Origin of the sequence: Acetobacter orientalis (assembly GCF_000963965.1) — a bacterium.
GTDB lineage: Bacteria > Pseudomonadota > Alphaproteobacteria > Acetobacterales > Acetobacteraceae > Acetobacter > Acetobacter orientalis.
In genome coordinates this window covers 149,897-176,224 of the sequence record NZ_BAMX01000010.1, presented here as the reverse complement: position 1 = coordinate 176,224, position 26,328 = coordinate 149,897, and the positions used below count along the sequence as shown (strand labels likewise).

The 26,328-nt window shown below is 55.0% G+C and carries 23 protein-coding genes; 6 read left to right on the top strand and 17 right to left on the bottom strand.

The features are described 5' to 3' along the window. Positions 1-78 precede the first annotated feature (78 nt). The 12 genes from Abor_RS04485 to tkt all read right to left on the bottom strand — a co-directional run bounded on the left by Abor_RS04485 (position 79) and on the right by tkt (position 14,292). Positions 79-513: a helix-turn-helix transcriptional regulator gene (locus Abor_RS04485; RefSeq protein ID WP_048840626.1), complete on the bottom strand. Its 435-nt coding sequence runs from the start codon at positions 511-513 to the stop codon at positions 79-81. Positions 514-608: 95 nt separating this feature from the next. Then, complete coding sequence (locus Abor_RS04480) at positions 609-1,415, bottom strand: nucleotidyltransferase domain-containing protein (protein ID WP_126621164.1); 807 nt, start codon at positions 1,413-1,415, stop codon at positions 609-611. A gap of 8 nt (positions 1,416-1,423) precedes the next feature. After that, the gene (locus Abor_RS04475) at positions 1,424-3,193 is read right to left on the bottom strand and encodes a chloride channel protein (protein ID WP_048840625.1); all 1,770 of its coding nucleotides are present in this window, start codon (positions 3,191-3,193) and stop codon (positions 1,424-1,426) included. A gap of 158 nt (positions 3,194-3,351) precedes the next feature. Beyond that, positions 3,352-4,416 (bottom strand): ABC transporter substrate-binding protein, encoded by a 1,065-nt coding sequence (locus Abor_RS04470; protein ID WP_232015168.1) that lies wholly within the window; start codon positions 4,414-4,416, stop codon positions 3,352-3,354. Between the two features lie 335 nt (positions 4,417-4,751). Then, a complete protein-coding gene (locus Abor_RS04465) occupies positions 4,752-4,979 on the bottom strand; it encodes a hypothetical protein (protein WP_048840624.1) in 228 nt (75 codons plus the stop codon). A 44-nt stretch (positions 4,980-5,023) separates the two neighbouring features. Next, a complete protein-coding gene (locus tag Abor_RS04460; RefSeq protein WP_048840623.1) occupies positions 5,024-5,560 on the bottom strand; it encodes a gluconokinase in 537 nt (178 codons plus the stop codon). Between the two features lie 5 nt (positions 5,561-5,565). Then, the gene (gene rpiA / locus Abor_RS04455) at positions 5,566-6,291 is read right to left on the bottom strand and encodes a ribose-5-phosphate isomerase RpiA (RefSeq protein WP_048840622.1); all 726 of its coding nucleotides are present in this window, start codon (positions 6,289-6,291) and stop codon (positions 5,566-5,568) included. Between the two features lie 56 nt (positions 6,292-6,347). Beyond that, positions 6,348-7,088, bottom strand: a complete 741-nt coding sequence (gene pgl, locus Abor_RS04450) for a 6-phosphogluconolactonase (protein ID WP_048840621.1) — start codon at positions 7,086-7,088, stop codon at positions 6,348-6,350. 146 nt (positions 7,089-7,234) lie between these two features. Beyond that, complete coding sequence (locus tag Abor_RS04445; RefSeq protein WP_048840695.1) at positions 7,235-8,098, bottom strand: Cof-type HAD-IIB family hydrolase; 864 nt, start codon at positions 8,096-8,098, stop codon at positions 7,235-7,237. A 112-nt stretch (positions 8,099-8,210) separates the two neighbouring features. Continuing rightward, entirely contained in the window at positions 8,211-9,212 is a 1,002-nt protein-coding gene (gnd, locus tag Abor_RS04440; RefSeq protein ID WP_048840620.1) for a phosphogluconate dehydrogenase (NAD(+)-dependent, decarboxylating), read from the bottom strand. 24 nt (positions 9,213-9,236) lie between these two features. Continuing rightward, on the bottom strand, positions 9,237-12,092 hold the full coding sequence (locus tag Abor_RS04435) for a bifunctional transaldolase/phosoglucose isomerase (RefSeq protein WP_048840619.1): 2,856 nt from the start codon (positions 12,090-12,092) through the stop codon (positions 9,237-9,239). Between the two features lie 97 nt (positions 12,093-12,189). Then, a complete protein-coding gene (tkt, locus tag Abor_RS04430) occupies positions 12,190-14,292 on the bottom strand; it encodes a transketolase (RefSeq protein WP_048840618.1) in 2,103 nt (700 codons plus the stop codon). 346 nt (positions 14,293-14,638) lie between these two features. Here tkt and Abor_RS04425 point away from each other — a divergent pair, with 346 nt between their 5' ends. The 5 genes from Abor_RS04425 to Abor_RS04405 all read left to right on the top strand — a co-directional run bounded on the left by Abor_RS04425 (position 14,639) and on the right by Abor_RS04405 (position 19,908). Next, the gene (locus tag Abor_RS04425; RefSeq protein WP_048840617.1) at positions 14,639-15,187 is read left to right on the top strand and encodes an ankyrin repeat domain-containing protein; all 549 of its coding nucleotides are present in this window, start codon (positions 14,639-14,641) and stop codon (positions 15,185-15,187) included. A 171-nt stretch (positions 15,188-15,358) separates the two neighbouring features. After that, on the top strand, positions 15,359-16,429 hold the full coding sequence (hisC, locus tag Abor_RS04420; RefSeq protein ID WP_048840616.1) for a histidinol-phosphate transaminase: 1,071 nt from the start codon (positions 15,359-15,361) through the stop codon (positions 16,427-16,429). 191 nt (positions 16,430-16,620) lie between these two features. Then, positions 16,621-16,890, top strand: a complete 270-nt coding sequence (locus tag Abor_RS04415; RefSeq protein ID WP_048840615.1) for a hypothetical protein — start codon at positions 16,621-16,623, stop codon at positions 16,888-16,890. Between the two features lie 155 nt (positions 16,891-17,045). Beyond that, on the top strand, positions 17,046-18,104 hold the full coding sequence (locus tag Abor_RS04410; RefSeq protein ID WP_048840614.1) for a transporter: 1,059 nt from the start codon (positions 17,046-17,048) through the stop codon (positions 18,102-18,104). A 448-nt stretch (positions 18,105-18,552) separates the two neighbouring features. Then, positions 18,553-19,908, top strand: a complete 1,356-nt coding sequence (locus Abor_RS04405; RefSeq protein WP_048840613.1) for an inorganic phosphate transporter — start codon at positions 18,553-18,555, stop codon at positions 19,906-19,908. Between the two features lie 54 nt (positions 19,909-19,962). Here the strand turns inward: Abor_RS04405 and Abor_RS04400 are convergent, their stop codons facing one another. Continuing rightward, positions 19,963-20,295: a YnfA family protein gene (locus tag Abor_RS04400; protein ID WP_048840612.1), complete on the bottom strand. Its 333-nt coding sequence runs from the start codon at positions 20,293-20,295 to the stop codon at positions 19,963-19,965. A 366-nt stretch (positions 20,296-20,661) separates the two neighbouring features. Here Abor_RS04400 and Abor_RS04395 point away from each other — a divergent pair, with 366 nt between their 5' ends. Next, a complete protein-coding gene (locus Abor_RS04395) occupies positions 20,662-22,080 on the top strand; it encodes a lytic transglycosylase domain-containing protein (RefSeq protein ID WP_084594369.1) in 1,419 nt (472 codons plus the stop codon). Between the two features lie 377 nt (positions 22,081-22,457). Here the strand turns inward: Abor_RS04395 and Abor_RS04390 are convergent, their stop codons facing one another. Genes Abor_RS04390 through lgt form a run of 4 tightly spaced genes read right to left on the bottom strand, consistent with a single transcriptional unit; the run spans position 22,458 to position 26,125 of the window. Next, positions 22,458-23,420 (bottom strand): hypothetical protein, encoded by a 963-nt coding sequence (locus Abor_RS04390; protein ID WP_048840610.1) that lies wholly within the window; start codon positions 23,418-23,420, stop codon positions 22,458-22,460. After that, positions 23,420-24,247: a peptidoglycan editing factor PgeF gene (gene pgeF / locus Abor_RS04385; RefSeq protein ID WP_084594368.1), complete on the bottom strand. Its 828-nt coding sequence runs from the start codon at positions 24,245-24,247 to the stop codon at positions 23,420-23,422. The genes Abor_RS04390 and pgeF overlap by 1 nt, the downstream gene beginning before the upstream one ends. Beyond that, complete coding sequence (locus Abor_RS04380) at positions 24,244-25,299, bottom strand: class I SAM-dependent methyltransferase (RefSeq protein WP_048840609.1); 1,056 nt, start codon at positions 25,297-25,299, stop codon at positions 24,244-24,246. Before Abor_RS04380 ends, pgeF begins: the two co-directional genes overlap by 4 nt. Continuing rightward, positions 25,277-26,125 (bottom strand): prolipoprotein diacylglyceryl transferase, encoded by an 849-nt coding sequence (gene lgt / locus Abor_RS04375; RefSeq protein WP_048840608.1) that lies wholly within the window; start codon positions 26,123-26,125, stop codon positions 25,277-25,279. Before lgt ends, Abor_RS04380 begins: the two co-directional genes overlap by 23 nt. Positions 26,126-26,328 lie beyond the last annotated feature (203 nt).

Sequence of the window (26,328 nt, the reverse complement as noted above, 5' to 3'; positions counted from 1 at the left end):
TGTATCAAGCCGCAATTTGTTGCCAACCTAAAGGGGGGTGGCCTTCACGTCTTTGGTAGGTGGGGTATGTGCGTAGGGTTAAAATAAAATGAGCGTACACAGCCCACCAACAAAAACCATGCCCCACAATACCAGCAAAACAACCCTGTGCCGTATAGCCGCACGGGCTAGCAGTTGCATAAGCGGGTCAATATGGGGTGCGGGCGGTGTTTGGGGGGCTGGCTGGGCTTGTAAAGGGGGCAAGTGTGGGGTGTGTCGCGTTTGTTGGTAAGGGGTATCTGTTTGGCTTACGCCCACAGCCTGCAATAACCCTGTTTTGAAACGCTCCAGCTCTTCTTCCCGGTAGACAGAGCGGCCGTCTAGCTGGCGGGGGCGGGGGGTGCAGCGTAGGGTGCGTAGGGCCAAAAATGCCATACGGCTTACCCCTAAATAATGCATAGCCTCTTGCCGAGAGAGCACCGTTTTGCCGGGAAAATGCACAAGACGCCCATCAGAAGAGGTGTTGATGGACATGGGGAAATCCTGTTGCTGGCAAGGGTTAAAAGGGTAAGGCCTTAAAGGCCAGGCGTCAGAAATTTGTCTGGGCTTTGGCCTTTTTCGTGTGCCCTCTACGATGCCGGGAAGCTGTTTACGAGATCAAGAAAAATCTGATTGCTTTGTGCCAGAGCTTGTGTGGCATTGCAGGTGGTATGGGCTGGTATTTCGGGTGCGCGGTGAAGTTCGTCTTTAATAAGGGCTTCTAGGGCCGGTAGGCGGGCTGTGTTGTGGCGCTCGTTTGTACGGGCTTTGGCAGCAACCAGCGTGGCTATGTCTTCTTGCAGGGCGGGGGTAAGAGTGGCGCGTTCAACAAGGGCTTGCAGGTTCATGGGCGGGCGGCTGTGGGGCGCTAGGCGCAGGCAGCGTATGGCAAGAGCCGGGCGGAGCGCATAAAAGTATTTTTTAACGGGCACGGGGCCGTCAGAAGTAAGCCACCGCTCTGCTGCGTTGTTGCCAAGGCTTGCATAATGGTGGGCGAGGCCGCGGGCATTGAGCACGGTGTCGGCTAGTTGGCTGAGGTGCTGCACAACGGGGTGGTCTGGCAGGTAGCGAATGGGGGAATCTATCCATTCACTTATAACCGCGTTGGACTTGAGCAAAAGCAGCAGGGCTTTGCGTATGTCCCACCCGTTTAGGTCAATATCATTTTCTATTGGGGTTTCTATAACGTCTCGGCCGGGGTGGAGTTGAAGATACCAATCTCGCGGGCGGATATACACAAAGCGAATATCGTAATCACTGTCGGGGGAAGGGAAACCCCAGGCCCGAGAGCCAGATTCAACGGCCAACAGAATATGCATGTTTTCTTGTCGCTCAAGCGTTTTAAGGCGTTGTGCAACATCGTGCTTGATAGCGGGGGAGACGGTGTTGAGGCTCATGGGGGTTTTCAATGTTTGTGTTTTTCGCCGGCTAGTTCGCGGCGGGTGCGTTCAAGCTCTTCTGCGTAGCGGCGCAAAACGTAGCGCTCGCTTAATAAGCCCAACACCATACCATTTTCGTTTGTAACAGCTAGAGCAGGGCGGGTGGTGCGCTCAAAACTATCTAACGCGCAGGACAGTGATGTATCAGGCGAGAGGGTTTCATCCCCAGTTTGCACTAAGGCGGTGACGGGGGTTGTGTCTGCATAGTGCCGGGCATGTAGTTGTGTGTTTTCAATAAGCCCTACATAGCGGCGGTGTGCGTCGCGCAAAATAATGTAGCGCGGGGTTGCGCCGGGGTAGGTGTCTCGTGCTGTGGCTACGGTAGCCGTGGCGGGTAGGGTTGGCACTTCGGTACGCATCATGCGGGCTACGGTTAGGCTGCGCATCCAGCCAACATCTACGCCAGAGCGTATATTTTCACCGCGTAAATGAAAGCGCCATGTCGCAAAGGAATACCCAAAAGTGCGGCGCACGGTCATGGAAGATAAAATGGCCGAGACCATAACCGCACTGGTAAGGGGGAGGCTGCCGGTTGTTTCAAGAGCCAGAAAAATCATGGTCATGGGGCCGCCAATAACGGCTACAGCCAGAGCGCACATGCCCACAACAGAGCAAACCGAAACCGGCAACGCCATAATAGGGGCCAGCACCCCGGCAAAAACAGCGCCTGTTAAAACCCCTAGATAAAGAGACGCAAAAAACAGCCCTCCTCTAAAGCCAGACCCAATAGAAATGGCCGAGGCCAAGGCTTTAAGCCCCAGCAAGCCGGCGGCCAAAAGCAGTGGTGGCGTACTAATAAGCCCCATTTGCATGGCCATGTGGCCAGAAGACAGCACGGAGGGCGAGATGAGGGCTAACAGCCCAACCAGCAAGCCCCCCAAGGCAGGTTTAAGCCACTCTGGTAGCGGTAGTGTGCGCATGGCCTGCTCGGTTAAGGTGACAGCGCGCATAAGGGCAATACCCACAAAGGCTGCAACAATACCAAGGCCAGCAATAGGCACATAAGCAACGGCCGGAATACGCACAGGCGTTGACACCAGAACCGAGGGGGTAACCATGCCCGTGGCATGTACAACACCAAGGGCCGCTATGGCTGCCAACGCAATAGGGGCAAGGGCCGAGAGGGTGTACGTGCCAATAATAAGCTCAAACGCGTAAAAAGCTCCGGCCAGGGGGGCATCAAACGCGGCCCCAATTGCTCCGGCGGCACCGCAGCCAACAAGCAGGCGTACATCGGCCCGGTGCATACGCAACTGCCGCCCAATGCGCGACCCAAAGGCTGCTCCTAACTGGCTAAACCCGGCCTCTAGCCCCAAAGATGCCCCACAGCCGTTGGAGAGAACGGTTTGCAAGGCCACCAGCAAGCTGTCGCGCAAAGACATGCGGCCACCATGCAAGGCGTTGGCTTCTACGGGGTCTATTGGGGTAAAGCGCCTGTTGCGGGCGAGCAGTGCGCCAACGCCCCCTAATAAAAGCCCCCCCAAAGTGGGCACCAGTAAAGCCCGTACTGGGTCTATAGCTTTTAGGCCAGACAACCGGCCTGCGCCGGGCGCTAAAAGTTGGTGGGCCAGTAAAGTGGTGGCGGTCATGGCGCTTACAACACAGCCAGCAAGAATGCCAGTTATGGCGGCAAGGGCAATAAGCCAAAGAGAGTCTGTGCGTACCAAAGCCCGCAAGGCCGCCAAAAAACGGGGCGGTGTTGCGTGGGTGCGCATGTGGTCTAGCAGCCCGGTCATGATGGCTGCTGCACAGCAGGCAGAATATATGCCAGTTGGTGTGTCACGTGCGTATCATGCCTGCACTTATGGGTGCAGGCAAAGATGTTTTTGTGCAAAAGGGCAGTGTTTCACAAACCTGTAGTCTGTGCGGCTTTTAAAAAGAGGAAGCGGCCCTGTTATGGAGCCGGAGGGCGGGCAGCCAGAATACGAGCGGTGTCATCGTCATTGAGCGTGTAATGAAAAAACGTGCGGTAAAACGCTTTTACGTCGTGTGGTAAATTAAGGTCTGTAAAAAGGGTGGGGTGGAAGAGTTTGGCGGCCCATTCAAGCTGGAGCAGTTCTTCACACCCGTATCGGTCCCATGAAAAAACGCCTTGGGGGTTAACGGCCCAGTGGCCTTTTGCAAAAGCTGGCAGGCTGCGTAGCGGCGCGTCTTGTGCGGGTAAGCCTGCGGTGGCCCCGAGTATAATAAGGTCTGGGTTCCACGCTGCAATTTGTTCAAACGTTGTGGGTTTATGGTTGCCAGAAACTGTGGCGGCGTTTTGCCCGCCTGCGGCCGTGATCCAGCTATCAATGAGTGTGTTGGTGCCATCAATTTGTAAAGGGTTTAGGCGGGCTATGTGTAGCACTCTTGGGCGGGCGGTGGCTGGCAGGGGGGCTGTACGGCTTTGCAGCAGGGCCAGCATATGCTCCATCTGGCTACGGTAAAGATGTGCTGTGTTGTGGGCTTCTGGCGTACCAAGGGCTTGGGCTGTCATGTCTAGAGAGCGCAGCATGTCTGGTAAGGTGGCATAATGCGCATCAAGCGTGGGTAGGCTGGCATGGCGCAAGGTTTCAGCCGTGGCGCGTTGCGGTACAAAAACCAGATCAATTTTACGGGCCAGCAGGTCTTCTGGGTTGGCGCTTTCTGGGCGTACCCCTGTGCGTGCGCTTAGCAGCACGGGGGCCACTTTAAACAGCCACGGGCTGTCTTTGGGGTTTTCAGCCGTTACTTTAATTTTGGCGGCGGCACCGAGCATGACCAAAATTTCGTTATGGGCAAACCAAAGGTCTGCAATGGCGGTAGGGGTGTCTGGCACGTTTACAACTGTGCCAGACATATCCGTAACGTTACGGGCCAAGGCCGGGGTAAAAGAGGGTGCAAAGCCTAGACCAAGCGTGCAGCAGAGCAAAAGGCTGGCTTTGTGCGCTTTGGTGGCGGTTGTACGGCACATGCTTGCCAAAGACAGAGAAAACCGCATGAAGCACCCTTGTATAAAATTGGTCTGTATAGGGTAAAATATAGAACGGAGAGGGGCAACACGCCAGCGCATGTTTTGTGTGGGGGCATTGCGTGGTTGTGGTTGGTATTAAGGGGTGTGTTTACGCCGCATGTGCCACATGGCGTTGTGGCTAATAATAACAGAGTGCCGCGCCATAGCAGGCAGCCTTACCTAGCCAGTGTGTGGAGTGGCCTAGGTGGTTTGGTAGCAGCAGGGTGGTAGCCCGTGTTGGAGTGGGGTAAAGGGGTGGCGTGCCGCTACGGTACAACCATAAGTTATAGCAATGTTTGTAAAATAGCTGGGTTAGCCAGAGGTTAGGCCAAAACCGTTCTGTTTTTGCGCCATGTATCTTCTAGGGCGTCTGCCGGGTCTTGGTGGGTAGCACTCCATTGCCCTTCTTGCTCTGGGGCGTGGGTGAGGGCGCGCCATGTGGCAGTACCCGGTTGGCGCTCTAGTTTAATAACCCAGTGGGTGGGAATACGGGCTAAAAGCCGCTCTAGTTTTTGCCCAGATGATAATGGTTTTGCGTAATTATGGCCCATAAGATGCCCCCTGCAAACGTGCCGCAATAAACCCTGTATATGGGTTAACGGCGTGAAAGATGGCTAATAATTTCTGCAATAGTTTGGGGCGGCGGGGTGGCGCTGTCTATGGTGAGTGTGCGCTCATCTGGCATGGGTGGTTCTAGGGTTTCAAGCTGGCTGGGTAGCAGGCTTGCAGGCATATAATGGCCTTGGCGGTTTTTTAAGCGGTTTAATAAAATATCTGTGCTGGTGTGCAGGTATATAAAAATGGGTGTTAGGCCTGTAGCGCGCAGCAGGTCTCTATAGTCGCGTTTTAAGGCAGAGCAGGTGAGTATGCCCCCGGTTTGCTGGGTGGCGCATTGCTCTAGCCATGTGCGGCAGGCAATAAGCCATGGCCAACGGTCTTCTGTTGTAAGGGGCTGGCCAGATGCCATTTTGGCTACGTTTTGGGCGGGGTGCAGAGAATCCCCTTCCTGAAAGGGCCAGCCCAGAGCGTTTTGCAACCCTTTGGCAATAGTGGTTTTGCCAGAGCCAGAAACCCCCATAACAACCAGAAGCTCTTTAGGAATATTGTGTGCGACTGGTTGCGTGGGGGACATGGTTTTTAGCCTTGTGTTGAAGAGCCAGAAACGTCCAGTACCTTGATGCCTTCTGGCCCTGCGGTAATGGTTTGGGTTGCCATGTGTAAAAACAGGCCGTGCTCAATAACGCCAACAATAGCATAAATAGAGCGGCTCAGGGCATCTGGGTCTGTAATTGGCCCAAATATGCAATCCATAATTAGGTTTTTCTCATCAGTGAGATAAAAAGACCCATTGGCATGTTTGCGTGGGGCAACCTGTGCGCCAAGTGCTGCCAAGCGGGCAGCGGCACTTTCCCAGCCAAAGGGTACAACCTCAACCGGTACGGGGCAGAGCATGCCAAGGTGGTCTACATATTTGCTGGCATCTGCCACCACAACAAACTGTTTGGCCGCGGCGGCAACAATTTTTTCACGCAGGAGCGCACCACCACGGCCTTTAACCAGATTAAGGGTGACCGGCTCAATTTCATCTGCGCCATCAATTGCCAGATCTAGGTAGGGGTGCTGGGCAAAGGTGGTGAGAGGAATACCTTCCTCACGCGCTTGAGCTTCTGTGGCGTCTGAGGTGGGAATGGCGCAAAAACGCAATCCCTCTTCGCGCATGCGGCGGCCGAGTTCTGCCACAACAAATTTAGCGGTGGAGCCAGTGCCAAGGCCAACGGCCATGCCGTCTTTTACAAAGGCTGCGGCATATTCTGCTGCCTGTTGTTTAAATTGGGCTGCGGGGTCTGGGGTTTGGCCGGTCATGGTGGCGTGTTTTCCTTAAGGGGTGGTCTTTTTATGAGCGTAGCTAGGGTGGTGCTTTAAAGGGCTGGTGCTGCGGCGGTGTCTATTAACCAGCGTACATCACCCATAGCCGTGATAGCGCTTGCCGGGCAGGTGGGGTCTTGTGCCCGTACTTTGGCAAGGGCCTCTTTTTTGCCCGCACCCTCTACCATAAACACAACGTGGCGGCTGGCATGAATGGCGGGGTAAGTAAGCGTTAGGCGGGTATAGGGGGCTGCCGGTGGTATGCACGGGGCAACCCAAGCGGTTTTTTCCTGCAACACAGGCTGGCCGGGAAAGAGAGAGGCCGTATGCCCATCTGCGCCAAGGCCAAGCAGGTTTACGTCAAACAGGGGGCGGTTTGGCTCAAACCTGTCTGCTCCGTAAAACTGTTTAAGCAGTGTTTCGTAAGCATGGGCGGCATCTTCTGGGGTGCCAGTTGCGGGCATGGCATGCACGTTGGCGGCGGGTACCGGCACGCGTGAGAACAGTAGGCGGTGTAGCATGCCAGAGTTACTGTCTGGGTGGTCATGCGGTAAAAAGCGGTCATCGCCTAAAAAGAACTGCATACGTGCCCACGGAAAACGGCTTGCGTAGGGTTCTTGCGCCATAAGGCTATAAAGGGCTTGTGGTGTGCTGCCGCCTGAGAGAGCAATAACAAAGGGGCCGCTGGTTTTTGCTACGGCTTGTTGCAAAAGCCAGTCTGCCAAATAGTGGGTAATGGCCGCCCTGTCGGCAAAAACTTGAACCTCGGCTGTGCGGGTGTTCTGTCCGGTCATGGTGGCTCCTTATTTTGGCATACAGCACGCGGCAATGGCCGTAAGCCGCTTTGTTGGCTTGTGGCGGCATGATGTCAACTACAACACAATACAAAATGCGCAGGAGCCTAACTGCATAACAACACGCAGGCGTGCCAGTTGGTTCTTTAGTCGGCCTTGGCAGCGCGTGGCAAAATATACTCTGTTACGGCTTTGCTCCAGCCTTCAGCCGTGTTGGCGGCTGTTACAAAATGGGCTTGGTCTTTAACAGTTTGGGTAGCTTGCCCCATGGCAATGGCCATACCTGCGGCTTTAAACATGGGCAGGTCGTTGTTCATATCCCCTAAGCAGGCAACTTCGTGCGGGGCTATGCCGTAAAAGTCTGCCAACTGGTGCAGGGCGTAGCCTTTGTTGGCATTGAGTGGCGTAATATCAAGGTAAAACGGGGCAGACTGTGCAACGCAGGCACGGCCCTTTAGGAGCGCGCCAATTTCGGCTTCTTGCTGGGTTATGGCATCATAATTGCTAGAAGACGCGGTAATTTTTCCCACCCCTGCCAGCATAGTTTTAAAAGAGGGTACAATATTGGGCGTTTGTTTTATGGCCCGGCTTTCTGGCTCTACATAAGGGCTGGCCGCGTTAGTAATAACCCACTCATGCCCACGAAAGAGCCAGGCATCAATATTATGCCCCTGTAAGAGGCCCAGTGCTTCTTGCACGATATCTGTAGGAAGAGTGAGTTGTGAGCGCAGGGAGCGGTCGGGGTTGAAAATACTGCCGCCATTTAACGCGCCGTAAGGTGTATCGAGCTTAAGCGCTTCAAGATACATTTCTATGCCCGAGGCAGGGCGACTGCTCACAAGGCAGACGGGCACCCCAGCGTGCCTGAGTGCGGTTATGGCATTGAGCGTGTGGTGGGTAACTTGCTTTTGGGGTGTAAGCAGAGTGCCATCCATATCTGACACAACAAGTTTAATATGTGCCGCAGGGTCTGGCCTGTTGGAGTGGCCGGGGCGTGTTTGAAGTGTCATGCAGGCCCGTGCTCCTTCAGAAAAATGCAGGAAGAGAACCGTAACCCCCAGCAGCAGTGCCGACAAGGGAGGCGTTTCTCTTCCTGCTTGAACGTTTTATGGTACGTTCTAATTAGTCTTTGGTTTCAACGTGGCCGCCAAAGCCAAAGCGCATGGCCGAGAGCACTTTTTCTGCAAAGGTGTTCTCTGAGCGTGAGCGGAAGCGTGTGAACAAAGCGGCGGTCATAACTGGTACGGGTACGGCTTCTTCAATTGCGGCTTCAATCGTCCAGCGGCCTTCGCCGGAATCGCTCACCTGACCGGAGAATTCTGACAGGTCACCATTTTTGGTGAGTGCTTGTGCCGTGAGGTCAAGCAACCAAGAAGACACCACGCTGCCACGCCGCCACACTTCGGCAATATCTGCCATGTTAAGCGAGAAGCGTTCTTCTTCGGCCAGAAGGGGGGAGTCTTTGCGGTACATAACATCAAAGCCTTCAGCAAAGGCCTGCATCATGCCGTATTCAATGCCGTTATGAACCATTTTAACAAAGTGGCCAGAGCCAGCCGGGCCGCAATACAGGTAGCCCTGCTCGGCGCGGGGGTCTAGGTCTTTGCCGTTATCGCGCCCTGGGGTGCGGCCAATATCGCCAATGCCGGGGGCAAGGGCTGCCAGAATGGGGTCAATATGCTCTGCCGCGGCTTTTGCGCCGCCATACATCATGCAATAGCCACGTTCTAGGCCCCACACGCCGCCAGATGTACCAACATCAATATAATCGATGCCTTTTTCGGCCAGTGTTTTGGCCCGGCGGATATCGTCTTTGTAGTAGGTATTGCCACCGTCAATAACAATATCTCCAGCTTGCATCAGGCCAGCAAGAGACATAACGGTTTCTTCGGTAATGGCGCCCGCGGGCAACATAGACCAGACAATTTTTTTAGGGCCTGCAAGTTTGGCCACAACATCGGCCAGACTGCTGGCCCCTATTGCACGGCCAGCTTCTGCACGGGCTACCACTTTTTCTACTGCGGCGCTATCGCGGTCATAGACCACAACATCATGCCCGTGTCGTGTCAGGCGGACAGCAATATTGCCGCCCATTCTACCAAGCCCGACGATGCCGATTTGCATCCTGTTATCCTTTTTGTCTGGTTATTACACTGCCGCGTGTATGGCTTTGGCCAGCGCTGCCAGCCCATCTTGCAAGCTGCCACGAATATGCACGCGCAGGGCACGGCGGCCACGCTCGGCCAGCACGTCAAAGTCTCCGCGGGCTTGGGCGGCTTTTACAATGCCAAAGCTGTAACGCTCACCCGGTACGGGCAGGTCGTGGGCATCTTCTGCGGTAATTTGCAGGAAAACACCGCTATCTGGCCCGCCTTTATAAGCTTGGCCAGTTGAGTGCAAAAAGCGTGGGCCAAACTCTGCGGCTGTGGCAACGGTTTTTGCATCCCTAATTTTTAGGCGGGTGTGCTGTATCCATTCCCGGGTTGCGGCATCGCGTTCAATATAGGCCAGCAGGCCCACGTAATCGCCGGCTTTTACCCGGTCAAAATGTGCTTTTAGCACGGCTTCGGCACTGTTGCCTTTTAGGGCTGCCGCATTTTTTGCATCAGCAAAGAAGGCAAGGGGGCCAAACTCTGCAAAAGGCTGCTCAGCGGGCAGGCTGCCTGTTTTGTTGTAGGCCTCTGTCAGCTTGCGGGTTTCAATTTTGCTGGCTTCAACGTCTGGTTGGTCAAACGGGTTAATGCCAAGATATGTGCCTGCAACAGCTGTTGCCAGTTCCCACCTAAAGAATTCCTGCGCAATTTGGCGTTTGGTGTGCAGGGTAATGGTAAGCACAGGCTGGCCTGCGTCAATTAAGGTGGCAATGGCCTCGTCTTGTTCGTGGCGGTGTTCTGGCGCAAGGCGCAGGTACACAAACAGGCGGTCTGTGCCGTAGCGTTTAGGGCCACCCAGTGTTTCTTCATCAATGGGTATAATGCCTTTGCCGTGCTTACCGGTTGATTCAGCAATAAGCTGCTCCATCCAGGCCCCAAATTCTGCAATTTGTGGGGTGGCAATAACGGTTAGCTTGTCGCGGCCAAACTGGGTTACGGCAACACCCATAAGGGTGCCCAGCACAACGCCGGGGTTTTCTGCGGGGGGTACGCTGGCATCACACGCACGTACGCCGCGCAGGGCGTCTTCTAAAAACAGCTTAAGCGCAACGCCAGATGCTGCGGCAGGCACAAGACCAAAGTTGGACAGGACAGAGAAACGCCCACCAATTTCAGGCTCGCCTGCAAAAATTTTCCAAAAGCCTTCTTTGGTGGCCAGCGCTTCCAGCTTGGAGCCGGGGTCTGTAATGGCCACGAAATGCGTGCCTGCTTTTGCGCCCAGTGCCTTTTTGGCAAGGTCATGAAAATAGGCCAGCATAATATTAGGCTCAAGCGTGCCGCCAGATTTGGAGGCAACAATAAACAGCGTCTGTGCTGGGTCTATTTTGCCTGCAAACGTAGCAACCTGCTGGGGGTCTGTGCTGTCTAGCACGTACAGGTGGCCAAAGCCTTCGTGTTTGCCAAAGGTTTCTGCCAGCACTTCTGGGCCAAGGCTGGAGCCACCCATACCCATAAGCAGCACCTGCTTAAAGCCGCGGGCTTTGACTTCGGCCTGAAAGTGCTCAAGCTCTGCAACGTGGCTCAGCCGCTCTTCAACGCAGTCTAGCCATTTGAGCCATTTGCTTTCTGGCCCATTTGTCCAGACTGCGGCGTCTTTAGCCCAGAGTTTGCGAATGGTGCCGTGTTCACGCCAGTTTTCCAGCCCTTTTTGCACAGCAGCCTCAAGGTCTGCGGGTAGGGCGGTTTTAAGGCTGGTGAGTTTATCCCCTAGTAAAGCGGTTTGTTTGGCCGCAACAGAGCCAAGCAGTGTATCAAACGCTTGCTCAAAGGATGTTACACCCTCAGCCAGCAGTGTGCTGGTTACGCCATCAAGGTTCAGGCCAAGGCGCTCAGCTTCTGCCAGCACATGGCGGGCTTCGGCTACGCCTTTGGTCAGGGTTACGCTTACGGTGCCGTGGTCACGGAAGGCATCAAGCGTTGCGGGGGGCACGGTGTTGACGGTGTGCGGGCCTATCAGGCTGTCTACGTACAACACATCGCTATAGGCTTTGTCTTTGGTGCCGGTAGAGGCCCACAGCAGGCGTTGAGGCTGTGCCCCTGCGGCTTCTAGGGTTTTCCAGCGTGGGGTCTGGATAATGTCTTGCCAATACACATAAGCCAGCTTGGCGTTGGCAATAGCCACCTTGCCCCGAATGGCTTTAAGGGCGTCTGCCTCTTTATCGCCCGCTTTAATGCGGCGGTCTATTTCAGCATCAATTTTGCCATCTATACGGCTGACAAAGAAGGACGCAACAGAGGCCACGCGTGAGAGGTCTTTGCCTTGTTTGTGTAGGTCTTCCAACCCGCCAAGCCATGCCTCAACCACATTTTTATAAGCAGAAAGTGCAAAAATAAGTGTGACGTTAACATTGATGCCTGCGGCCAGAGTCTGGCGAATGGCAGGCACACTTTCCGGGGTGGCCGGAATTTTAATCATTAGGTTTGGTTCAGACACGTCTGCCCACAGGCGGGCGGCCTCATGTGCGGTGCCTTGCCCGTCACGCGCTAAATAAGGCGAGACTTCTAGGCTGACAAAGCCGTCTTGTGCGTTGGTGGCTTTGTAAAGCGGGGCCAGTACGTGTGCGGCTGTTTTAATGTCCTGCACCGCGAGTTTTTCATACAGCGTACCGGGCGAGACAATCTCGTGCGCAAGGATAGATTTTATCTGTGCGTCGTACTCTGTGCCTTCGCCCATGGCTTTTTGAAAAATGGCGGGGTTGGAGGTTACACCACGAACATCATCTTCCTGCACAAGGCGTGCGAGTGAGCCGTCTTCGACAAAGGAGCGACGAATAAAGTCGAGCCACGGAGACTGTTGAACTGAAGCAAGAGCCTGAACCGGGTTAACCCCTTTGGTGTGCGAAGCAGTCATACACGACGTCCTTTTCTGCCGGTGCCCTGCCCGTGTGAGGCGGGGCAACCTGTATCTATGCAATCCAACACTGTAACGTGGTAAACCACGCCAGGTTTTACCGGGCCTGACGGCGGGCCGCAGCTAAGACAGCTTCTGGTGTGAAGCCAAACTTGCTCATTAACTTGCCAGCCGGGGCAGACGCCCCAAAGCCATGCATAGCAATGATTTCGCCCGTGAAACCGGTATAGCGGTCCCACCCGATAGAGGAGGCTGCTTCAATAGCAACGCGCCCCGTAACAGAAGGCGGTAACACTGCATCACGGTAGGATTGTGGCTGAGCCTCAAAAAGTTCCCAGCTTGGCATAGACACAACCCGGGCAGGTACGCCCTCTGCGCTTAGGGCTTCATAGGCAGAAACCGCCAAAGACAGCTCACTGCCAGAAGCAATGAGAATAACCTTGGGCGTTTGGGTGCAAGACGCCAGAACATAAGCACCTTTGGCAACCCCAGCGGCTGGGGCATAACGGCTGCGGTCAAGCGTGGGGAGGTTCTGGCGGCTGAGTGCGAGTGCAACCGGGCCATCTTGCTTAGCAATAAGGAAGCGCCATGCCTCGGCCACTTCGTTGGCATCACCGGGGCGAATGGTGGTCATGCCCGGTGTGGCACGGAGCTGTACAAGCTGCTCGATAGGCTGGTGGGTTGGCCCATCTTCACCCACGCCAATAGAATCGTGGGTAAACACGTAGGTTACGGGCTGGTTCATGAGGGCCGCCAGACGAATGGGGGCTTTCATGTAGTCAGAGAAAATAAGGAACCCAGCGCAGAAGGGGCGCAGGCCATAGAGAGCCATGCCGTTTACAATGGCCCCCATAGCATGCTCGCGCACACCAAAATGGAAATTGCGGCCAGAGTAAGAGCCGTTCCATTCCTTAGGCTGGAAGCTCTCTTCCCCCTTCAGCAGTGTTTTGGTGGACGGCGCGAGGTCGGCAGAGCCACCAAGCAGCCACGGTAGTTTGCTGGCAACAGCATTGAGCACTTCACCTGAGCTTGCGCGTGAGGCTGTGCCTTTTTCGCTTGCTTCGTAGGTGGGAATGGCAGAATCCCAGCCATCTGGCAGGGTGCCGTTAAAGATTGCGTCTAGCTCAGCCGCTTCTGAGGGGTGGGCTGTGCGGTAGGCCGCAAAGAGTTTCTGCCATTCAGCATGGGCTTTGGCACCACGTGCGCCAAGGCCGTCTTGCATGTGGGCCAAAACGCCATCTGGTACGTAAAATTCTTTGTCTTCTGGCCAGCCATAAGCTTTTTTGGTGGCACGAATTTCGTCTGCGCCCAGTGGTTCACCGTGGGCGGCGGCGGTGCCAGCTTTGTTAGGTGCACCCCATGCAATAACCGATCGCACCAGAATAAAGGTGGGGCGGGTGGTGTCTGCTTTGGCTTGGGCCAAAAGCTCTTTTAGGGCCGTGGTGTCGTTGGCATCGGCCAGTTCCAGCACTTGCCAGCCGTAAGCGGCAAAGCGTTCAGCTACATTTTCGGTAAGGGCAATGTCGGTTGACCCCTCAATGGAAATACGGTTTGCGTCGTACATCCAGACGAGGTTGCCGAGTTTAAGGTGCCCAGCGGTAGAGGCAGCTTCGCTTGAGATGCCTTCCATCATGTCGCCATCACCGCACAGGGTGTAGACATGGTGGCTGAACAATTCAAAACCGGGCTTGTTATAGCGTGCGGCCAGCCATTTTTCGGCCATGGCCATACCAACAGAGTTGCCACAGCCTTGGCCGAGCGGGCCGGTTGTGGTTTCAACGCCGGTTGTGTGCCCATATTCTGGGTGGCCGGGGGTTTTGGAATCAAGCTGGCGGAACTGTTGCAGGTCTTCCAGTGTCAACGCAGGGGCATTTGTGGCTTTGCCCGCGGTAACCTGCCGCACACCGGCTAGATAGATAAGAGAATAGATGAGCATAGACGCATGGCCGATAGACAGCACAAAGCGGTCTCGGTTGGGCCAAAGCGGGTCTGCTGGGTCGTAGTTCAGTATGTCTTGCCACAAAGTATAGGCAACAGGGGCCAGCGCCATAGCAGTGCCGGGGTGGCCTGAGTTAGCCTTTTGCACACCGTCCATTGAAAGGGTACGAATGGTGTTGATGCACAACGTGTCGAGAGTGGCCGTCCCGCCAGCTTCCGCATCGTGCGGCGCGCGGAGAGGGGTGGGAAATAAGGCGCGCATACTGACCTAATCCTCTGTTAAGTGGGCGTTATCGGCCCGCAAAAATATTTGAGGGCATTGCATACAGGACTGTTTTTGCAACTAACAGCCTGAAAGCCCGCCACGGGCGCACAATCACACGGGCAGGGACATCTCGGCAAGAGCGTTATCGCGCGGCGCCGCTTATCACAGATAAGTGAGGGGCGGCAGGGCTGCACCGTATGCACGGGTAACGACTGCGCGAAACGCTGCACAGTTTTAGGCGTTTGCGCTATACCAAGAGTTATGTGAAGGAAGAGACCCAGCCTGAACGGCCTGTGTTTTCTCCTTACGTCCTACAACGTCCTTGCTGCGCGGAGCCTGTTTCATGACTTCTTCTTCTACTCAGGGCCCTACTCAGGCGAGTGTGGGTGAATTTACACCACAACAGATTGAAGCTCTGTTTTTAAATGCCGCCCGTGAAGGGGAGGCCGACCTGCTTGCCAGTTTTCTTGAGGCTGGCATGAAGCCCGATTTTAGGGCTGAAAAAGGCTACACTCCGCTTATTTTGGCCAGCTATAATGGCCACACAGATGCCGTGTCTGTGCTGCTCAAGCACGGTGCAAAGCCAGATTTGCAAGATGATAAAGGGGCAACAGCTCTGGCGGGCGTTGCCTTTAAAGGCTTTTTGCCCATAGCCCGTTTGCTGCTAGAGGCCGGGGCCGGGGTTGACGTTGCCAATGGTGTAGGCCGCACCCCCTTAATGTTTGCAGTTATGTTTGGGCGTGATGAAATGGCCCGCCTGCTCTTAAAAGCAGGGGCCAGCCCCACACACCGCGATGGCGAAGGCCTGAGTGCGATAGATCTGGCACAGCGGCAGGGTAATGCGGCTCTCCTTGCCCTTATGCAGGGTAAGGAAAAAGGCACTGCTGCCTAACGGCTCTTGGGGTGCCATGCTGCTTGCCAACAGGCGGGGAGCATTCTTTTTTAAGCGCGAAGAGGCCACTATGCGTTGGCCTAGGGTTTTCAGCACTCATGCCTTGCGTTAGGGGAGAAGGGTAGCACGCATGACGCGCTGCCCCTTTTTTTCTACCGCGGATAGTTAAGCATGAGCCGTTTCTGGAGCCCCATTGTTCACCGCCTGACACCGTACGTGCCGGGCGAGCAGCCCAAGATAGCGGATCTTATTAAGCTCAACACCAACGAGCTGCCCTATAGCCCCTCTCCCAAGGCGCTGGCGGCCATGCGTGCTGCGGCAGAAGATTCGTCTATGCGGCTATACCCAGACCCAGAGGCACTGGCTTTGCGCACGGCCCTTGGTAAGCGGGTAGGGCTTACGCCAGACCATGTGTTTGTTGGCAATGGCTCAGACGAGGTGCTGGCGCACGCCTTTAAAGCTTTTTTTGAGCACGAAGGCCCCCTGCTTTTTGCAGACGTAACGTACAGCTTTTATAAAGTGTATTGCGGCTTGTTTGACCTGCCATACCGCTTGGTGCCTTTGGCAGACGATATGCAGGTGCGTATTGAAGACTACGCAGGCCCGTGCAGTGGCGTGGTGCTGGCTAACCCCAATGCACCCACCGGCATAGCGCTGGGGCTTGGGGCTATTCGCCAACTTTTGGACATGCACCCAGACCGCGTTGTGCTGATTGATGAAGCCTATGTAGATTTTGGGGCCGAAAGTGCGGTGTCTTTAGTGCAAGACTACCCCAATCTTTTGGTTGTGCAGACGTTCTCTAAATCTCGGGCACTTGCTGGTGCCCGTGTTGGTTTTGCCTTTGGCCAACCAGACCTGATTGAGGGTTTGGTGCGCATTAAAGACAGTTTTAACTCTTACCCGCTAGACCGCGTAGCGCAGGCAGGTGCTACCGCAGCGGTAGAAGATGAAGCCTATTTTAAAGAAAGTGTGGGTAAGGTCATGGCTTCCCGCACGCGCTTGAGTGCGGGTTTGGCTGCACTTGGGTTCGAGGTCTTGCCATCTGAGGCGAATTTTGTTTATGCTCGCCACGCTGACCGCGATGCGGCAACTCTGGCGGCAAACCTGCGGGAACGCGCCATTATTGTCCGGCATTTGCGGGGTGAGCGTACACAGTCGTGGTTGCGCATTACGATCGGAACCGATCCGCAATGCGACATGCTGCTCTCAGCCCTGCGGGACATCCTGCACCGCAATAGCTGAACACCTGCTTTTTTCTCTCTCTGCCGCGAGTATGGCAGAGGGGCAAAATTGCGTGTGCTCTGTACCAATACTCAGGGTGATCGTTGCCTTCTGCCTGCTGGTTTTATGCGGGCAGGGGGTTTTTGTTCTGTGTGCTTTCTGTATGGCATTGCTGATGCTGGGAAAGTTTTTTGAGAGATGGAGTTTGTCCCATGCGCGCCTTTCATGGCCAGCTTTCTGATAATCAGCCCATTCGTCGGAATTTGGCTGAAAAACAGAAGCAGTTGCGTGATCTGAAAGAAACCTTGGCTTCCATGAAGTCACACACCTCTCCGGCACTTAAGGAGAGCGTGCGTAAGCGTATTGCCCAGCTTGAGGCCGAAGTGACAGCTGCACCAGCGCTTAAGTCTGCCCGGCCAGCTACCCCGCGCTCTGCTACGGGTGCGGCGGGGCAAAACCGCCGCCCTGTGCGGCCCCGTTAAAGCAAGTATGAGCACGCTCTACTTTGTAACTCTGGCAGCCCGTGATATGTAGCGAGCGAATCTGTAAGGCTTGGTAAGGAGTTGGTCGTTTTTACGTACCCGCTCCACCAGTCTTACAAGCCGGGTCATCATTTCGAGAAGCAGGACGTTGAGTGATGGCCTTAACCACCTCATCCCCCATGCCTGACCTTGTCTCTGAAGGCGGCACATTGCTGCGTGATGGCCTGATCTGGGCTATTTACTGCCGCCCCGGCCAAGACCCCATTGAACTTGAACGTGACGTGGTGATGCACCGCCTTGCAACCGGCACTTTCCCTGCACCCTATGCAGAGATGGAAGGCTGGGCGTGGCTGCATTTTGACATTGTGCACACTCTCTCGCGTGCGCAAATTGAGAGTATTCCCTGCTTTCAGGAAGAAGTGCGGCAGGTTTTAACCAACCTTGAACGCAGTATCCGGCTGGATAGTGAGGAAGAAACCGTTTTTGGTGCTCTGCCTGCCTTTGACGACACCACAACCGATGATGACCGCAACGTCAGCACGTGGCGTTTTGCGCTCCAACCAGACCTGTTGGTAACAACCCGCAGGCACCCAATACCGGCGCTGGGTGTTGTGTTTCATGAGCTGCAACGCGGGCTTATACCGCGCTCTCCGGCTAAATTGGTTGACCGGGCCCTGCTTGAATTTGCCGATACCCTACGCCGTGACTTTGCCCGGCTAGACGACCAGCTCGACCGCGCTGAAGACGTGTTGCTGATGCTCGACCGAGACACAGACCTAGGCCGCATGAGCGGGCTTTTGGGCCTTGTGCGCCGCCGCTCAACAGAATTGCGGCGTGTGCTGGCCCCCGTAGACCGTATTTTTCGTGATGAAGAATTAGAACTACCAGAATGGGCAGAAGATGACCTGCGCGACCGCTCGCAGCGGCAGGTTCATGCTGCCCTTGATGACCTTTTGGCCTTACAAGACCGCGCCCGCTCGTTGCAAGATGAACTAACGTCTAACCAGGCAGAAGAAACCAACAGGCGCCTGTACATTGTGTCTGTTGGTACAACCTTGATGCTGCCGGCTACGTTTGTAACCGGCTTTTTTGGTATGAACACAGGGGGTATGTTTTTGACCGATGGTTCTTGGGGCACGGTAGAAGCAGGCGGTCTTTGCTTCATCATCATGCTGGGCACATGGTTTGTGCTTAAGCTGACAAAACTGCTGTAGCGGCAGCTGCTCCAAGCGGCGCTTGGTATTTGCGCGATTTTAGTGCCGCGCTCTTTTTTCCATAAAATACGGCCTTATGAGAGAACGGGTGCGCGGCTAAGCCGCTGCCCGCTCGTCAGCCTGAAATTTTGAAAGCCCTGTACAATCTGCTCCATGTCTGCGCGCTAAAACGCGGAGTCTTTCTTTTAGGAGAGAGTGTGCGCGTGTTTGGTGGCTGTGTAGGCGTAAGAGCATTACGTGTTGCTCTTATAGAGTAGGGCCAAACTAATTCTTTAAAAAAGCGGGATATTTTGCGCGGTATATAGTTTTGGGTAGCATTGCGGCGTGTCTTTATTTTGTAACAAAAATAGTATGAGGGTTAATGTTTTATGAAATGCCGTGTGGAGTAGGTGAAACGCGAGTGCTTCTGCGTTTAATACAGGGGTCTTAACTACGGTCATGGTTCCACATGCTGCATTTTGCTCCTTACTCAACATTTTCTATCATAGCGCTCACCGTCTGTTTTTGTTTGGTGTGCGTGTTTGAATTCGTAAACGGCTTTCACGATACAGCAAACGCTGTCGCGACAGTTATTTACACGCACTCCCTCAAGCCCAAGGTCGCAGTTATGTGGTCTGGGATGATGAATTTCATCGGGGTTTTGGCGGGCGGTATTAGCGTGGCTTACGGCCTTGTTGAACTGCTTCCGGCTGATGTGCTCTCCCCCCCCAACGGAGACCCCGCCGTACCCATGCTTATCTCGCTGTTTGGCACAGCATTGGCATGGAACCTGTTTACCTGGTGGTTTGGTATTCCCAACTCCAGCTCGCACTGCGTTATTGGCGCTCTTATTGGTATTGCCATTGGTGATGCATGGCTGCACACGCGCTCTTTGGGCAACAGTGTTGACTGGACGCAGGTTTGGAAAGTTCTGACCACGCTGGCCATTTCTCCCATTCTGGGGCTTGTTGGCGCTGGGGTGCTTTACACACTCATGAAATTGTTTGTGAAAAACCCAGAGCTATACCAACCGCCACAGGGCGAAAAACCACCACATGCTTTTGTGCGTGGCCTGCTTATTCTGACCTGCACAGGCGTTAGCTTTTCACACGGTAGCAATGACGGGCAAAAAGGCATTGGCCTGATTATGCTCACCATTATTGGTATTTTGCCTGCTACATTTGCGCTCAGCCCCAATGCTGCGCCGCATATTGCACAGGTGGCGCCACAGGCTGTTATTGCTGCCCCATTAATTGAGAAATACGACCATGACGGCCTGCGTGAAGAAGCCGTGGCCTCTGTTGCGCGCTTGCAAAACACAGACCCCGCCAAGGTTGTGCCCTCTCAGCTTCGTGCCGATATTTATGAAGTTATTGCGGGCCTAAAAGCTGTTTCTGTAAACCCGCAAACACCAGCAGAAGATAAAAAAACAGCCAAAAGCATTAGCAATACTTTGCGTCCAACGGTTGAATATGCACCGTGGTGGGTTCGTCTTTTGAGCGCACTCTGCTTGGGCGTTGGCACCATGATTGGTTACAAACGCATTGTGCACACACTGGGCGAAAAAATTGGTAACACACACCTAACACCTGCGCAGGGTGCCTCTGCCGAGTTGGTGGGTGCTGGCCTGATTGCAACGGCGGGGTACACCGGCCTGCCTGTGTCTACCACGCACATTATTACCGCAGGTATTGCGGGCACCATGGTGGGTTCTGGAAGTGGTATTAACCCAGCTATGTTAACCAAAATTGGGTTGGCTTGGCTCTTTACGCTGCCAGTAACCATTACCCTTGGTGCGGTTCTGTTTTACGTTATGAGCATGTAAAGTTTAGACGGTGCAGGGTGGGGGCTTTGGTGCCCACCCTGTTGCTCTAAAAGCCTAATTTCTTGGTGCAAAAAGAATAAGACCCGCCCCGGCAAGGCAAATGCCAGCTCCGAGTAGTTCCCATTTATCAGGCGTTCGGCCTTCTACAAGACGCATCCAGATAAGAGATGCGGTAATATAAACACCGCCATAAGCGGCATAAGCTCTGCCCGCACTCTCGGCTTCAATGCGTGTTAAAATAAGGGCAAAAAGGGCTAAGCTGCACAGCCCCGGCACCAATAACCATGCCGAGCGCCCCTCTTTCAGCCAAAGCCACGCTGCAAAGCAGCCTGCAATTTCAGCAAAACCAGCAATAATATAAATAAGCAAAGATTTTAGAAGAAGCATGCACAGCCTGCCATAGAATTAACGGAATTAGGGAATACGCACAGCCACAAGGTAAGGCGCTGCATCAAACCACGTGTGGTTGGTCTCTGTGTTTTTTGGCAGCTTAGGGCACAAACAGGTGAGCGTAAAACCGGTTGTTGTGGCTGAGTATGCCGTATTATGCGCGGGGGTGTGCGTAAAGGCCAACCAAACAGGGGTGGGCTACCGCTGTGTTTTACAGACCCCAGCAGAGTGCGGGGGCTTAGAGATGTTGCATGGCATAACGGAGCGTTATACACCTTGGGTAGATTGTCTTTTTATGTGTGCTCAAAACGAACTCTGTTTAAGCCGGGGCTCGTTACTGACAGCTCAGGGCGGATAGTAGCCATGAAAGCCGGGTTCCAGTCTTATTTGTCTTCTCAGCCTGTATGTTCTGGGCGTAAGGCCGCGCGGCGTGTGGCGAGCACTTTGCCCGCCTTGGGCCTGCTTATGCTTTTAGCGGCCTGTGCTGGCCAGCCTAGGCCCAACGGTGTGCCCGTGGCAGATGAAGCCGCCCGATACCGGGCGCATGCGCGCTCATATTACGCTCCCCCCGGCCCGCCAGAAGACCCATGGGGACCGTATATTAAAGAAGCCGCTAACCGTTTTGACGTGCCCGAAACATGGGTGCGGGCCGTTATGCAGCAAGAATCTGGTGGCAGGCTGTTCCATAACGGCCAGTTTGTTACCTCGGTACCCGGTGCTATGGGCCTTATGCAGCTTATGCCCCCCACTTACGATGAAATTAGGGCGACATATAATTTAGGGGATGACCCCTACGAGCCGCACGATAATATTATGGCGGGTACGGCCTATATTCGGCAAATGTATGATGTGTATGGCTCGCCCGGCTTTTTGGCCGCTTACAACGCCGGGCCGGGGCGGCTTGAAGACTTTTTAACCCGTAACCGTACCCTACCGCGTGAGACGCGCAATTATGTGGCTTCTATTGGCCGCAAAATTGTGGGCATTTCTCCAGCATCGCGCTCTCAGGCAGACCTGCTTGTCGCAAGCCACGATAGTTTGGCGCAGTCTTACAAACCAATACAAACCAATTCCGAGACGGATTCTGTGCGTTTGGCTTGGTCTAACCGTGGGGGGGGTGGGTCTGGCCCAGCCACATCTGCCCCAGTTACCTCTGACACAGCAGAAAGCGGGAATGGTTATGGGGCAGACTGGCACCCCATGCCCCATGCACAAGCAACGGCTGTTGCCAGCAACAGTGTAAGCTCTGTTTGGGCGCAGCGTTTAGCAGCAGAAAAAGCAGCAACGGCGTCTCAACCCGTGCAGGTTGCACAAGCCACCGATGCCTCTGACCCCGTACCTAACCCAGCAGAAGAGACAACGGTGCAAAGCAATGCGCCCGCAGTAGAGCAAGATACGCTGTCTGCCCCCATTTTGCGCGTTGCAGCAGTAACAAAGGCACCGCAGGCCACAGCGCCTACACGGAGCTTGCATCTGGTATCACCCGCTATGGCAGAGCCAGCACCGCTGCAAAGCAGCAAAAGCCGTGCGGCCCAACCGCGTAACTGGGCCATTCAGGTTGGGGCATTTGGCTCTGCCTCTTTAGCGCAGCAAGCAACCGGTTCTGCACGCAGTAAGGCCAACAGCGCGCTCTCTTCAGCTAAAGCGCAGATTGCTGCCGTACAGGTTAAAAAAAGCCGCTTGTACCGTGCGCGCCTTACCAACCTGTCTCATGATGATGCAGTGGCCGCCTGCCGCCGTTTGAGCGGGTGTGTTGTGGTGTCTCCTACCTCTCGTTCTTAATGCGCGTACTGGCTAGAGGTGGCTTTGCGGTGGAGCGGGTAACGGTGGTTACGTTGCGTTGCCGGGGCTAAACGTAGTTTTTGCTGGCTATAATTGTAACCCGCTACTAGCGAACCCGACTATTGGGGCTGTTTCTCCCAACTTGTGCGGCAGCCTTTTAATACACCATGCTTGTGCGTGTTGTGTGGGGTTGAAGGTGAGTGCTGGGTGTTCGGGTTTTTGCTGAGTTTTGGGCCGTAAAATGGGCTGTTAGCTCAACCCAAGCTCTGTGTGCCAGCACACATGTCTCACTGTTTGACAATAGTTTTGCAGGTAACCAAACCCCCGCTTGGCGAGCGTGCCCAGCAGGGGTTTTGCTTATGTGCGAGGCAATAAGCCTATTGTTTTTGTGGGGTGGTCGGTGTGGGGGGTGTGCTGTCTGTTTTAGGCTTTTCAGCCAAAGGGGCGTTACCCCGGCCCGAATACCGATCTAAAATTTGGTCTACTGCGGCGGCGGCTTCTTGTGCGGCCACTACGGCTACATCGCCCCAGAAATGGTCGAGCGAGTGGGCGTCAATATCATGGAGTTGTGTGGCAGCACCGGCTTCTTTCCCGGTTTTGTCGAGCACTTGCCAGACTATTTCAATATGTTGTTGTGGGTGCCCAGTTGTGCCTGCTGGGCCATCTGTCAGGGTTACATGGGCTTTTACGGTAAAGTCTGCATTGTCGGCCGAATTTTGCAGCGTATCGGGCGTTTTGCGGAAAAAAGACGTAAAAGCCTGAGCGAGTGAAATATTACCATCGCCCGGAGCGCCCACAACCCCGGGGAAATACACACGGGCGGGGCGGTGTTTTAGGCTGTGTGGGTCTTTTTCCATATCATCGGCTTGAATGCCGGTAAGGGCTGCCGCAATACGGGGGGCTGCATCAAGCGCTACGGCGTTGAGCATGGCGGGGTCGCCGCTAGACCATGCTTGGGCTGGAACGGGCGTGCCCTCTTGTGTGGTGCGCGGCGTGTTTTTGGGGGTCATGATCGTGTAAAGCGGCACGACCGTATCGCCGCGTACTTCAGCACGGAGTTGCAGCCACCAGTCACCTTTACGTACGGCTTGTGGCATGGCCGGTATGGTTTGCTGCAAAAGCTGCTCAGATACCATTTTTGCCCATGCCTGCGCCCCTGCCTCTGGTAGCAGGGCTGTGGTGGGGGTGGGTATGTCTAGCCGAGCAGGGGGGGCTTGAGCAGCAAGTTGCTGGGCTGTTTTGTCGGGTTTGGAGAAGGGGTGTGGTACGTCGATACACCCAGCGAGTAAAACCAAAAGGCCAAGCGGGAAGGTGCTTTGCTGTAAAAAACGGCGGGGCATTAGGGCGCAACTCCGGGTGTAATGGCAGAAATTTGGTGGCCGAGTGGGCCACCACCGGCCAGTGTACGCCGCCGGTGGCTAAAAAATCGTTTTTCGTCAGACAGGGTATCTACCCCTAACGCGGCAGCATGGCCTATGCCTGCACGCTCTAGGCGGAAAACACACCATCCCGCTAAATCAAACTGAAAATGGCCGGGGCGGGTGCCGGGGGCAAAAAAGCGTGCGGCCAGCGGCTGGGCAGAGGTAATGGCGTGGCGCATATCCTCTCCCGTTTCGTAGCTTTCTTGGGCAATGCAGGGGCCAACAACGGCACGAATATCAGACAGGTTTGCCCCTAAAGCCTGCATGGCGTCTATTGTGGCTTCAAGCACGCCTGCTAACGCCCCGCGCCACCCAGCATGGGCTGCGCCAACCATTTGGCCATTAGTGGTGGCAAACAGCACGGGGGCGCAATCTGCTGTTATGGTGCCAAGGGCTACACCGGGTTGGGTGGTAACCATGGCATCGGCCTCGGCCCCTGCACCGGCGGGCCATGGGGTAGTTACGGTTATAACGCGGGGGCCATGTACTTGGGTAACCCCGACAAGGCCAGTGGCTGGCACACCCAGCGTATGGGCAACACGCCTGCGGTTTTCAGCCAGATTTTCTGGCGCGTCGCCCGAGCGGGTAGAGCAGTTAAGGCTGGCATAAGGCCCGTCAGACACGCCGCCTTCACGCGTGAAGAAGCCGTGCCGCGTACCCGCCAGCAAAGGGCTGGTCAGGGGCGAGGGCTGTTGGCTATGGGGTGGCGCGCCAGTGGGCAAACCAGAAGCTGGGCCAGAGGTCATGCAGCCGATCCTTTTATAAAGCCGGGTGGCGGTGGCAGGGTAGGAGAGGTAAGGGCCAGAACTTTGAACAAATGCCCCATTTGTTCTGGTGCAACCAGCCTATGGGCGGCAGTGCGGAGCTTGCTGGCCATAGTGGCGTTTGTGCTGGCGGCCAGTTGCTCTGTGCGTTCTAAAAGCCCAAGTGTGCGTAAAAATGCCCCTTGTGTAACGGCGCCGTAAACACTGGCCCCTGCGTGCCGGGCTCTTGCTGCAAATGCCGTAAAGTCAACATAGGCGGTTAGGTCTGCCTCGCCAACTGTTTTGAGCGGGTTGGTGGGTTTTGTATGGCGCAGGGCTTGTAAGGAGTCACCCGTTAAAGAGGAAAAATGCCCGTAATCGAGAAAAAGGGCGGCGCCGGGGGTATGCGTAAAGCGGTGCGCCAGAAACTGGGCGCAGTGCAAAGCGGGTTCGCACACTTCAACCACGGTATCGTCTTCAAACTTTCTGCCATCTGGCAGGGTTGGGGCGGGGCTGGGGTGGCATATAAATGCACCGTTATGCACATAACGCTCCTGCCACCCTGTGGTGGGGGAGCATACAAACTGGCGTATGGGTAAGGCATCCAGAAACTCGTTGGCAAACAAAATAAGCGGGGCGTTAGGCAGCGTTTCAAGGTGGCTGTGCCATAGGGGTGTGCAATATGGCTGCAATGCTTGCGCTTGTGCTGCGCGCATAAGGGGTGATGTTTCGACCAGATGCACGTTTATAGCGTGCGCCATTGCCGGTACAAGGCGGGTAATAACGCGTAGGGCATCGGCCATAAGGGTGCCTCGGCCCGGCCCGGCTTCGGCCAAAATAAGGCGGGTTGGGCTGCCCATGCTTTGCCAGACAGCAACAGCCCACGCGCCTAAGAGTTCGCCAAAAACCTGAGAGAGCTCTGGCGCGGTAACAAAGTCAGATAGCAGGGGGTGCGTTGCGTAATATTGTGCATTGGCGCGTGCCATAAACACATCAAGCCGCTCGGCCCCAGCGGATAGGGGGTGTGAAGGGTTATGACTGTTTGGTGTCTGCATTGTCGGGTTCTGGTAAGCCGGCATAAGGGGGTGTGCGCCGTGCGTGGGCCATAAGCGCAATGCCTGCAATAATCATGGGAATGCACAATAGTTGGCCCATAGTAATGCCGCCGGGTAAAAAGCCCAAAAAGGAATCCGGTTCCCGGAAGAACTCGCAAAAGCTGCGGGCACAGCCATAGCCGGTTAAAAACAACCCAGCTAGAAAACCGGGCCGCTCACGCAGGCTATATTTGCGAGAGGCAGCAAACATAACAACAAACAGCAAAAGCCCTTCGGTTAAGGCTTCGTACAGTTCGGAGGGGTGGCGCGGGATCCCCTCCGCATCAGGGAAAATCATGGCCCAGGGGAGGCTGGCTGGGGCCTCGCGGCCCCAGAGTTCTCCGTTAATGAAGTTGGCAATACGGCCCAAACCCAAGCCTATGGGCACAGCAACCGTTGCCCGGTCTGCAAAGGCAAGAAAATTGAGCTTGTTACGCCATGCAAAAAGCGCCATGGCCACAATAACGCCCAGCGCCCCACCATGAAACGACATGCCGCCATGCCAGACTTCAAGCATAAGGAGGGGGTGGGTAAGGTAATAACCGGGTTGGTAGAATAACACATACCCCAGCCGCCCGCCCAACAGCACGCCAAGTGTAACCCACCCCAAAAAGTCATCTGCTTGTTCTGGGGTGCCGACACGGGGTGCGAGCACAACCAGCCTGCGTAACAGGGTAATGCCCAGCACAATGCCCAAAATGTAAGAGAGGGCATACCACCGAATGGCCAGCGGCCCGAGGTGTACCAATACGGGGTCAAACTGTGGAAAGAGCAAAACAGGCAGCATGCAGGCTAATATCCGGGTAAGGCAGGGAAGAAAAAAGGCAGGCGTTGAACAGAACAGCAAAGAGAGTTGGGCGGACTATAAAGCGATGCGCCGTTTGCTCCAAGATGGCTGGGTGTTTTCCTGCTGTATTGGGTGGGGGTATAAATAATTTTTTCATTTTAAGATATTTTTACCAAACAGTTTGGTAAAAAATTCTCTCTTGA